Raw genomic sequence first — 8,378 nt, 5'->3', positions numbered from 1 at the left:
GCGCCCGCGGTCTATGTCGCGCCCGGCGCTCCGTTCGGGGGCGGGTGCACCGGCGGCGGCGGGGGGGGCGGGGTTTCGACCGTCCCACGGATGTGGCGCGCGCCGGACCCGACCGGGTGCCGTGATCAGTCGAGGAGCAGGGGGTTGGGCAGGGTGGCCTCGGGATGCATGCGGAGCAGCGTGTGCAGCACACCCGAGAGGCCGGACATCAGGCTGGGTGAGAACGCCTCTCGGGCCAGTCCTCCCACCGGGCCGCGCTGTTCGAGGCCGGTCAGGATCTCGGCGTCGAGAGCGGCCCGGTCGCCGAAGTCGAGGGCCGTGAGGAATTCCCAGAGGCCGAGGTCGCCGTGGCACAGGGTGTGGCTCCAGCCGAAGCCCTCGGCGGCACAGGCCTGCGCGGCACGGTGGGCCATGCCGAGGCGGGCCGGGTCGCCGGTGCGCCGGTGGAGATCGAGCATGCCGATGCCGATGCCCGCGCTGCCGTGGCACCAGCTGGTGAAGAAGTCCTCCTCGGCACCGACGCGGACGTCGAGCCAGTTGCCGTCGCCGGGACGCCAGAGGGACTCCTGGTAGGCGAAGGCCCGTTCGGCGAGGTGGTTCCAGCCGCGCCGCTCGGCCGTCGAGCCGGCGTCGCCGAGTGCGAGCCGGGTCAGTGCCCAGCCGATGCCGGTGGCACCGTGCGCGAAGCCGCCGATGCCCTCGGGGTTGAGCCGGGTCGTCCAGCGGGCGCCGCTCGCGTCGAGGGTGGCCAGCCCGGTCAGCCGGCGGCCGATGTGCGCGGCGGCACGGAGCCAGCGGTCCTGTCCGGTCGCCTCCGCCAGGCCGAGCAGGGGGACGATGCCGCCGGCCGCCCCGTTGAGGAGGTCCACCTCGATGTCGTCGTCGACCAGGGGGCCCTCCAGCAGCACGGCTCTCCGGGCGGCCCGTTGCAGGAGCCGGTCCTCGCCGAGCACCCGGTGCAGCGCCAGCCAGGTCCACACCTGTGACGCCGCGCCGCTGAACGCCCCGGCCGAGGGGGTCGGTGTCCGGTCCTCGGTACTGACCAGCACCCGCAGCGCGCCCTCGTACGTCTCGGCGACGCCCGGCACCTCGTGGGCCCGTCCGGCCCGCACCTCGGTCAGGTACTCGGCGAGGGTCAGCACCACCCCGCCCTGCCCGGTGTAGAGGTCGGCGGGCAGTACCCTGATGGACCATCCAGCGGGTGTGAAGACGGGGCTGATCCAGGTGGCCGTGCCGTCCTCTCCGCGTACCGCGCCGTCGCACAGCCGCCGTACCATCCGCGCGGCCAGGTCCCGGCGGCGCCGCTCCCGGTCACGGGCGTGCGGGTCGTGCGCGGCCGCCCGCACACGCGCGGGCAGCGAGCGTTCGTTGAGGTAGGCGCCCACCAACGCGTCCTGGATCACCGACTCCTCCAGCGCCAGGTCCGCGGTGCGCCAGTCCTCGACCGTGGACCGTACGACCTCCGTGTCCACGGTGAAGGTGAACATGGGTACGTCGCCGACCAGGAGTTCCGCGATCTCGCCGTCGATCGTCACATGGTCCGCCGGTGCGCCGGGCAGCACCTCGGCATTGCGCCGCAGGATGTCCCGGGCCCGCTCGACGGCCGCCATCTCGTCGTGCAGGGACGCCGGGTGCCACAGCATCCGGCCGATGTCGACGTATGCCTGCGTCGGCCGCAGGATCCGGCGCGCCCGGGCGCCCTCGAAACGGCGCAGCAGCCGGTACGGGTCGGTCCCGGGCCGGTGCAGATACGCGGTCATCTCACGGAAGCCGGCCAGGATCCGGTCCCAGTACGCGCTCAGCACCGGTGTGGGACTGGGGTGGTTGCCCGCGCTGGGCAGGGCCAGCAGGTCGACCTGGAAGCGGGCGGCCGCGGTGCCGCCGTCCGCGATCACCGGGTGGGGGATCAGCGGCTGCTGCCCGGGCAGCGCCCCGACCCCGGAGATGTCCACTCCGCCGAGCGCGAAACCGGTGCCGCGTACGGGCAGCAGTCCGGTGCGCAGCACCGTGCGGCGGATGGCTGCCGCCGCCACGTCCACCGCGTCGCCCCGGCCGCTGGGCGGAAAGGGCGCCGGGGCGTCGAAGAGCGTCTCGGCGTCCACGATCACGGGTACCGGGCCCGCGGCGATCATGTTCTCCGCGTGCATGTCGGTGCCGCCGGTAAAGCGGAGGACGGCCAGCCAGTGGCCGATATTGCGGTAGAAGGCCGTGAGTTCGGCGTCGTCGGCGCAGTAGCGGTGGCGGACGAATTCGGCCCAGCCGTAGCCCTTGCGGGCCAGCATCCGCGGCACCCGGATGCGTTCCCGCGGCGACGGGGCGTCGGGGAAGTCCGCGTAGAGCTCGTCCAGCAGCCCGCGCAGCGCCACGTCGGTCTCGGGCGGACGGGGCTTGTACATCACGCTCCCGCCGGCGAAGTCGGCCCTGCTGACCGTCAGGCCACCCCGGTGGCTGTCACCCGCCCCGAACGCGACGGCCCGTAACTCCCCCGCCGGTGTGCCCAGCAGTCGGCGCAGCAACTCACGGTCCTGGGCGAGCCGTTCCGCGAATCCGGCCGTCGCCGCCACCGACAGTCGCGCCACCGAGGCGACGCGCGCGGCGACGGTCGGGTACCGGTCGGTCAGCCGTTCGAGATAGCCCTCCTCGCCTGCCTGCTCGATGAACGCCGTCCACGTCCGCGTGTCGGTTCCGGCCGCCTCCTCGCCTGCCGGTCCGCCGCCGACCGTCATGCGGAGCGCGTGCAGTTCGATCAGGAACAGGCGGGAGAGCTTGGCGTGCAGGGACCGGAGCAGCGCGGTGTGGCCGGCCTGCAGCACCGTGCCGCGTTCCTCCCGGCCCAGGTCGTCCACGGCGGCCAGCCGCCGGGCCAGCTCGTCCCGCCACGGACGGGCGATGCTTCGTACGGGCCGGGCGAACCATTCGGTCTCGCCCTTGTCCTCCGGCTTCTGTGCCACCGATCCGCTCACCGTCCGCTGTCTCCTTCTCCGCCGCACGTTCACGCCCCGCTGGGCGCGCCGACAGGACGAGGGGAACCACGCGACCGGACGCGCGGTTCCCCCTGTTCTCACGCGATCAGCAGCACCAGCTGCCGTGCGATCCGCTCGGGCTGGAACAGAAGCCGTAGAGGGAGTCGCTCGGGTCGGTGAGGGCTGCCTCGGCGGCGGCACCGCCGACGTAGAGCGGCCCGGCCGGGTTCGGCTGGCCGTACGCGCTCTCGGCGCCCGCCAGCCATGCTTCGAGCACGGCGGCGGTGTGAACAGAGGTCTGGGGCATGGGTGGCCTCCGGACGTAGGAATTGGGGCGGATTGCCCAGCCCTGAGTATCACCGGGTTCGAACACCCGTCAGACGGCTAATCCGGCCACAGTCATGTGGTGTTCGTGCGGCGCACCGCTGTTCCTGGGGTGGGCGGGGCAGCGGTACGGCCGCACGGTGCCGTGGGTCAGTCGCTGTACACGCCGATCTCGTAGAGCGAGTATCCCCAGCCGGTGCCGCGTTCCAGGCCGTGGATACGGACGTAGCGGGCGGGTGTACCGGCGAAGCGGACCGTGTCCAGGCCCCCGTCACCGGATGCCGTGGACCAGGCCGTCTGCCAGTTCACGCCGTCGGCGGAGAGCTCGACGCGGTACGACTTCGCGTACGCGCGCTCCCAGTCGAGCGTGACGCGCCCGACCCGGTGGGTGGAGCCCAGGTCGATCCGCAGCCACTGGTCGTCGCTCCAGTTGCTGGCCCAGCGGGTGTCCCGTGTGCCGTCGACCGCGCGGCCGGGCTCGTAGCTGGTGAAGGGGTTCCACTCCGTCGAACTGGCCGTGGCCGCTGCGCCCCTGGCGAGATCGACCGTCGCCTGGTGGTGCTCGGTCGCTCCCCAGGTGTCGAGGTAGGACTCGGCGCCCCGGAAGAGGTCGTTCACCACGCGCTGGCCGCCGACCTGCCGGATGTCCTCGATCCAGTCCGGGACGAGGCCGTAGTGCGCGGCTCCGTCGGTGTTGAGGTCCCAGGTGCGCCGACCGGTGGTCTGCCGGTCGATGAGTGAGCCTCCGTCGACGCTGCGGAAGGGGTACGTGACCTTGTTGGGGGCGTCCGCGCCCCGGGGTCCCGGCCAGCCGCCCACACCGTTCATGTCCGTCCCGTAGCCGTAGCCCACGTCGTACTTGTCCCGCAGTGCCTTCGTGCGGTCGGCTTCGGCCACGAACCCCTCGGAGCCGTTCATGTACTGGGCGATGAAACCACCGAGGCCGTAGACCCGGTCGGTCCAGTTCAGGTCCATCCAGCTGTGCGAGGAGATCACGCCGGGGTACGAGTCGGACTGGAGGATGTCGAGCGCCTGGCCGACGGCCTTGACGCTCATGTGGTCGATCTCCAGCATCATCTTGCGTTTCATCATGCCGCGCACGGCGTACTGACCGAGGTCGGTGAGCCCGCGGACGTTGCACTGCGCGTCCGGGTCGTACGAGGGAACCTTCACCCCCGCCGGGAGTTTCGCCTCGGCCCCCGGCGCCGCGGCCGAGCCGATGGGGTTGTCGTGCTGCGGGCCGGTGCACTTCTCCGTCTTCCAGAAGGTGCCGGTCGACAGGAACTGTCCCACGTTGATGGCCGTTCCGAGGCTGCCCGAGTCGAAGCGGACTCCGCACAGCGCGTTGTCGAACTTGTGGCACAGGAACATGCTGCGCACACCCAGGGCGTACAGCTCGTCCAGTCCGGCGTCGATGTCCTTCTTGTCGCACTGCGGGATGTCCAGGATCTGCTTGCAGCCGAAGGGTTCGGAGGTCTCCACTCCCAGGATGACCGCGAGCTTGCCCTGCTTGATGACCTCACGGGCCTGGGCGCTGTCGGTGACGATCCGGAACCAGCCCTTGCCCGGGCCGCCGTACATCTTGTCGACGTAGGCCTGCAGGTCGTACGTCAGCTTCGCCTGCAGCCGGATCGACGTCATCTCGTCGCAGCTGCGGTCCTTGAAGAAATACACGGAGCAGATCACGCCGTTGGTGACGAGGTCGTTCACCAGCACGCGCTGGCCGCCGCGCCAGGCGCGCTCCACCCAGGCGTAGTAGTTCTGCTGATGGGTCAGCGAGTCGTGTGCGGGCCAGTCCTTGAACGTGGGCCAGCCGACCGGGTCGTGTCTGCCGTCGCCGCCCTTGGTGATGAAGTCGAAGACGGCGAGCGAGCCGTCGGGGTAGTGCTCGGGACAGTCCTTGAGCGCGTCGGCGATCCCGGCGTCGGAGAACACCTTGCCGCAGATGAGCCGGCCGCCGAAGGCCTCGTTCGCGAAGAGGTGGTCGTGCGCGTCGACGAACCCGCGCACGTCGCCCTTGGCGTCGGTTCCCGTGAACGGCTCACCGGTGACGTTGATCTGGGAGTCGGGTGTGGGGCGCGCGGTCGGGATCCACCAGTCGTTTCCGGCCGCGGAACTCGGGGTGGGACCGAGGACGGCGGCCAGCACGAGAAGGAGCAGCGACACAACGGCGACGTTCTTGCGTCTGCGGTACGGGCGTCCGGTCACGGTCACGGCCCACGTCCCTCGGTCGGCGGGATGCGCGGTCGACGGCCCGGCCGGTCCGCGTCCCACAGACCACCGGGTTGTCATGACCAGCGCAAGATACGCGACGAGGATCGCCACTGTTGTACGCGGAGTCAAGAGACAGGCGCACCGCAAGGGCTTGCTCCCGCCATGCGGGAAGACCCTTGCCGGGCACCGCGCGGGAAGGGCCTCACCGCTGTCCGCCCGGCGATTCGGCCGCCGGTCGGGGCGCGTTGCACGAGACCGCCGGCCAGGTCCAGGTCGTACCGGTCGCTCCACTGCTGACCGGCCGGCAGCGACGCCGTGCACCCACCGCCACCGCCCCCGCCGGAGGAGCCGCCGCCGGATCCGGTGTCTCCCGCCGTGATGTGCGCAGCAGGGCCGCCGCGGCGGCCAGCGCCGTGGCTCGGACACTCCCCGAACGAGAAGCACGAGCCGACGGTGCAGCCGATGAGGGGCGAACGGCGCCGGTGTCCGTCTGCGGCGACTCCGACACTTTCGCAACGGCACCCGAAGGTGCTGCTCAGTCGCAGCAGCCCTCGCCCGAGGAGGAGTGCGGGACCGTGTCCAGGCGGCAGAAGCAGGACGCGTTGATCGGCACGTCCGCCGTCGCGGCCGCGAGCTTCAGCTGCTGGGCCACGATGCGCGCCTCCTGCGTCCGGCCGAGCCGCTGGAGGCACTCGTGGTACCCGTGCAGGGACCAGACGTTGTTGGGGTGCTGCTGCGGCCGGGGAAGCGTGTCGTCGATGCCGAGGTCGGCGCGGTAGACCGCCTCCGCCTCCGCGATCAGGCCCTGCTCCAGGAGCAGTGCGCCGTACGCGTGACGGGTCGGCTGCATCCAGCCCCACGGTTCGTCGTACGGAAGGCCGTCGTCCAGTTCGATGGAGCGGCGCAGTGCGGCGAAGGCCGCGTCGTAGTCGCCCTTGCGGTAGTCCAGTTCGCCGTCGAGCATCGCCGAGGCGATGGCGAGGATGTCCCTGCAGGTGTTGTTGAACAGCATGCGTGTCTCGGGAACCCGGGCCACCGCCTCCCGGAACAGTTCGCGTTCCGCCTCGGCCGCGGCGATCCTTCCGGTGGCGGAGAACGCGACACCGCGCGCGTAGTGGAGCATCGCGGTACTCACGCAGTACAGCCGCGGGTCGGCGGGCATGGGCAGGCGCAGGATGTCCTCCCATCGGCCGAAGCGGATCAGAACGTGCACCCTCATCGCGAGAAAGCCCTCCAGCCAGTCGGCCATCGGCGGGCTCTGCACGCGCAGCAGTTCCTCCGGCACGGCGGCCTCCAGCCGCGCCGCCGTCGCGAGCGCGTCGCGAAGACGGCCGAGGAACATCTCGCCGTAGATCTTGAAGTGGTAGTCGTGGCACCGATAGAGCGTGTAGAAGTTCAACGCGCCTTCCCGCGCGTGGAACCTCTCGTCGGCGGCGATCGCCGCGGCGTTGTCGGAAACCACCCTCCGGTAGTCGCCGCACAGCACTTCCAGATGTGACGGCATGTGCTGCAGGTGGCCGCCGTCGGGCACGAGGTCGCGCAGCAGTTCGGCGGCGGGCAGGGCGGCCTCGGGGGTGGGGGACATCTCCATCAGGTGGATGTACATGTGCAGCAGGCCGGGGTGCCGCCTGCCGTGCCGCGTCGCGATCGCCCGCTCGAGCACCGACCTGGCCTCGGGCGTGTGCGCGCCCGCGGCCGGCCGGCCCGTACGGACGTCCCACAACTGCCAGGGAGTGAGGTTCATCAGCGCGTCGGCGTACAGCGTAGCCACGTCGAGGTCGTCCGGCGCCGACCGGTGGACGGCCCGCATGCTGTCGGCGTAGGCCTCGCTCCACACCGACAGGCCTTCCAGGTCCGCCGCTTCCGGCCGCGGGTAACGGGAGCGCAGTGCCTCGATGAGGGCACGCTCCACCGGGGTTGCGGACACCGCCGTCGCGTGCGCCCGCTCCACCGCGGCATGCGTACGCTCGACCGTCCGCGCCAGGTCCCGGTCGTCGAAGAACTCCCAGGGCTTGTTGTAGTTCGGCCCGAGCGCGTATGCCACGCCCCAGTGGGCCATGCCGCAGTCGGGGTCCGCCACCGCGGCCGCTTCGAAGCAGCGGACGGCTTCCTCGTGGTTGAAGGCGTACGTCCAGTTCAGGCCGCGGTCGAACCACAACTGCGCCTCGGGGGACGACGTGGTCACACGGCGCGTGTGGTCGCCTAGCTCGTAGTAGCTCACAGGGGCTCCCGGTGGCTCGCCTCACCCGGCCCGGTCACGAGGACACACGACGGCAGCCGGTGTTTCCGACCCTAGCGGGGTCCGGTGGAAAAACGTGCCCATTGACCCGGAATCATGCGAATTCCGGAAAGTGCCCCCGTCCCCCGGCCTCACCGCAGCGCACGCAGATACCGTCTCCGGACCAGGCGCTGCGCGAGGATCAGGACGGGGAACAGCGGCCGCCACGGGCCCGAGGGCGCGGCCCGGGTCAGCGACCGGAGCGTCAGGAACACCTGGCCGTCCTCACCACGGTGCACGACAAAGGCTTCCTCCCGCCGGCCGGGTGGCCGTGCTGGGTGCCGTACGCGAAGCCGCACCGCGTATCGGTCGCCACCACGGCGACGACCTCGACGGGTTCCCGGACGACGAGCCGGCCGAGGCCCGCCGTGATGGTGTAGCGCCCTCCCGTACGCGCCTCGGCCCCTGCCCCGTCGGCCGAGGCGACGTCGAAGCCGCTGCGCCGCTTGACCTCCCACCGCATGACGGCTTCCCGGGCGGCCCGCCAGGTGCCGTCACCCCGGCCCACCGGCACGGTCTTCTCGAACCGCCGGAACCCCGCCGCCCCCTCCCCCCAGATCGGGGCGGCCGGGAAGGTAGCGCCGGGAGTGCCGTAGCTC

The 8,378-nt window shown here is 71.5% G+C and carries 4 protein-coding genes and 1 pseudogene; all 5 read right to left on the bottom strand.

Annotated elements, in window-relative coordinates; translation table 11 throughout:
* Positions 1-125 precede the first annotated feature (125 nt).
* The 5 genes and pseudogenes from ACFW2E_RS10360 to ACFW2E_RS10340 all read right to left on the bottom strand — a co-directional run bounded on the left by ACFW2E_RS10360 (position 126) and on the right by ACFW2E_RS10340 (position 8,287).
* Positions 126-2,963 carry a type 2 lanthipeptide synthetase LanM family protein gene (locus ACFW2E_RS10360; RefSeq protein ID WP_384464358.1) on the bottom strand — a complete coding sequence of 946 codons (2,838 nt, stop codon included), beginning with the start codon at positions 2,961-2,963 and terminating at the stop codon, positions 126-128.
* A gap of 106 nt (positions 2,964-3,069) precedes the next feature.
* Complete coding sequence (locus ACFW2E_RS10355; RefSeq protein ID WP_384464354.1) at positions 3,070-3,270, bottom strand: DUF6229 family protein; 201 nt, start codon at positions 3,268-3,270, stop codon at positions 3,070-3,072.
* Positions 3,271-3,437: 167 nt separating this feature from the next.
* The gene (locus ACFW2E_RS10350; RefSeq protein ID WP_384464351.1) at positions 3,438-5,501 is read right to left on the bottom strand and encodes a discoidin domain-containing protein; all 2,064 of its coding nucleotides are present in this window, start codon (positions 5,499-5,501) and stop codon (positions 3,438-3,440) included.
* 535 nt (positions 5,502-6,036) lie between these two features.
* Positions 6,037-7,722 (bottom strand): tetratricopeptide repeat protein, encoded by a 1,686-nt coding sequence (locus ACFW2E_RS10345; protein ID WP_384464348.1) that lies wholly within the window; start codon positions 7,720-7,722, stop codon positions 6,037-6,039.
* A gap of 149 nt (positions 7,723-7,871) precedes the next feature.
* Positions 7,872-8,287 (bottom strand): annotated as a pseudogene (locus ACFW2E_RS10340) (DUF1990 family protein).
* Positions 8,288-8,378: the final 91 nt, after the last annotated feature.

This window comes from Streptomyces sp. NPDC058964 (assembly GCF_042741275.1).
GTDB lineage: Bacteria > Actinomycetota > Actinomycetes > Streptomycetales > Streptomycetaceae > Streptomyces.
The sequence above is the reverse complement of the archived record's forward strand: the minus strand, read 5'-3'. Positions and strand labels throughout refer to the sequence as shown.